The 2,037-nt window shown below is 70.4% G+C and carries 3 protein-coding genes and 1 tRNA gene; 1 reads left to right on the forward strand and 3 read right to left on the reverse strand.

Annotated elements, in window-relative coordinates; genetic code table 11:
- Positions 1 to 827: baeRF2 domain-containing protein (locus ETD96_RS45620; RefSeq protein ID WP_171069541.1), on the forward strand; the 827-nt coding region annotated here is incomplete at its 5' end.
- 49 nt (positions 828 to 876) lie between these two features.
- Here the strand turns inward: ETD96_RS45620 and ETD96_RS43585 are convergent.
- From ETD96_RS43585 to ETD96_RS43595, 3 genes are all read right to left on the reverse strand, one after another.
- Positions 877 to 949: transfer RNA gene (locus ETD96_RS43585), tRNA-Ala, on the reverse strand.
- Between the two features lie 81 nt (positions 950 to 1,030).
- Positions 1,031 to 1,537, reverse strand: coding sequence for a hypothetical protein (locus ETD96_RS43590; protein WP_138642325.1), 507 nt, complete (start codon positions 1,535 to 1,537; stop codon positions 1,031 to 1,033).
- Positions 1,538 to 1,650: 113 nt separating this feature from the next.
- Positions 1,651 to 1,881 carry a hypothetical protein gene (locus ETD96_RS43595; RefSeq protein ID WP_138642326.1) on the reverse strand — a complete coding sequence of 77 codons (231 nt, stop codon included), beginning with the start codon at positions 1,879 to 1,881 and terminating at the stop codon, positions 1,651 to 1,653.
- Positions 1,882 to 2,037: the final 156 nt, after the last annotated feature.

The following is a 2,037-nucleotide window of genomic DNA, read 5'->3' on the forward strand; positions in this document are numbered from 1 at the left end:
TCACCCGCGCGACCCTCGCCCCGCTCCCGGACGTCCTGCCGTACCTGACCGAGCGCGGCGAGCAGTTCGCGCACCTGGTGGCCGTCGTCGACCGCCGCGGGGGCGCGATCGACTGCGTGGGCGCCGACGGCCGGCACGAGCACATCGACGTGCGGGGCGACGAGGAGTACCCCATCCGCAAGGTGAAGGCGGGCGACTGGAACCAGTCCCGGTACCAGCGCTCCTCGGAGAACACCTGGAAGATCAACGCGAAGAAGGTCGCCCACGAGATCGACCGCGCCGCCGACCGCTGCCGCGCCGAGGCCGTCGTGATCGCCGGCGACGTCCGCGCCCGCAACGCCGTCCTGGAGGAGGTGTCGGAGAACGTCCTGGAGCACACCGTCGAGGCGGACAAGAACACCGGAATCGACGACCCGGAGTTGGACGACGAGCTGAACCGCCTCCTGAAGCTGAAGACGGCCGAACGCGTCATGACGGTCGCCGAGCGCTTCGACCGCGAACTCGCCAACGGCGAGCGCGCGGTGTCGGGACTGCCCGCGACGACGCAGGCGCTCCGGCACGGCCAGGTGGAGACGCTGCTCCTGATGGACGACGCCGACTCCGACGACCAGTTGTGGATCGGCCCCGACCCGATCCAGGTCGCCGCCACCGCGGAGGAGCTCCGCGAGGAGTTCGGCATCACCGACCCCCGGGCGGAGCGCGCGGACGCGGCCCTGGTGCGGGCCGCCGCGGCCACCGACAGCGAACTGGTCGTCGTGCCGTCCAACGACCAAGCCCCGGACCATCCCGTGGGCGCCGTCCTGCGCTACACCACGACCCCCGTCTGAAACGACAAAGGAGTGGCGGCCCGCAGGCCGACCACTCCGAAGCCGAGCGTGGAGCTATGGGGATTCGAACCCCAGACCTCCTCCATGCCATGGAGGCGCGCTACCAACTGCGCCATAGCCCCTCGGTCGAGGAAAAGCTTAGTGCACACTGGGAGCGGTTGAGACACGGGCCGCGAAGGACGCCCCTCCGCGGCCCGTGAACGTCAGCGGCCGCCGGCCGTGTAGGTGTACGTGCCCTCGTCGAGGGTCGGCACCTTGACCAGGAGGCTTTTGGGCATCTGCACGAGCCCCAGGAGCTTGTTGTCCTTCTGGGCGACGGTGCGCCCGTCGGGATCGGTGTAGGTGCCCTCGACCGGCGCGGTCTCCGCGCCCTCGGCACCCTCCGCGCCTTCCGCGCCCTTGGTGTCCTCCGCGCCCTGCGCGCCCTCCGCGCCCTTGGTGCCCTTGGTGTCCCACCCGTCCTCTGCGCTCGGCGTGTCCTGCGCGTTCTGCTCCGCCTTCATGGTGCAGACGGCCTTGGCGAGGTCGGGGCTCTTCAGCATCGAGCTGAGCATCGACGTCAGGAAGTTCAGCGCCTCGGGGCAGTCGTCCAGGGTGTAGGTCCGCGGGACGGGCCGCGGTGCCTCCTCCGCGGACGCCGGCACGGCCACGGCCGTGACGGCCGCCGCCGCGACCGCGGCGGGCAGCAGCCCTAGCATCGGGCTTCTCATTGGGGTCAACCCTCTCGATCATGCATCGCCACGTCATTGGCTGTTCCCTCATGATCGACAGTGCGAAGCGCGGGCGGAGCAAAGGTAGCCGCCGTCATGGCGAAGGCTTTGCGTCAGCTCCACCCGAGCTGCTCGGCGACCTCGTCGGGCGCGTACCCGCGGTGCCCGCCGTCGCCGATCCACACCATGCCGTCCGCCTCCGCGACGCCTCCGACGGCGTGCTCCTGAGGGAGCCGGGGCTGGACCGCCAGCCGCACCTGCATCCCCGGCTCGAACCTGCGCAGTTCGTCGATGAGGTCGGCCACCGTGACCTCGCGCTTCGCCCCCCTGCGATGTCTTCCCATACCCCGCATGAAACCATCCCGCCCCCCATGCTCAGGTCGTCCGGCACCCCCCATTCGCCAGACGGCCCCAACCAAGAGCCAAGGGGTCCCCAGCAAGCGCAACCACAAAGTCCAAGGGCGCGCGCACCAGACCGCAAGAAACGCGGAGTCCGCAAC

Source organism: Actinomadura geliboluensis (assembly GCF_005889745.1).
In the GTDB taxonomy this organism is placed as follows: domain Bacteria; phylum Actinomycetota; class Actinomycetes; order Streptosporangiales; family Streptosporangiaceae; genus Spirillospora; species Spirillospora geliboluensis.

What these genes read in the sequence shown, in the direction of transcription:
- ETD96_RS43590 (WP_138642325.1), bottom strand. Translation starts at nt 1,537, where the DNA reads ATGAGAAGCCCGATGCTAGGGCTGCTGCCCGCCGCGGTCGCGGCGGCG.
- ETD96_RS43595 (WP_138642326.1), bottom strand. Translation starts at nt 1,881, where the DNA reads ATGGGAAGACATCGCAGGGGGGCGAAGCGCGAGGTCACGGTGGCCGAC.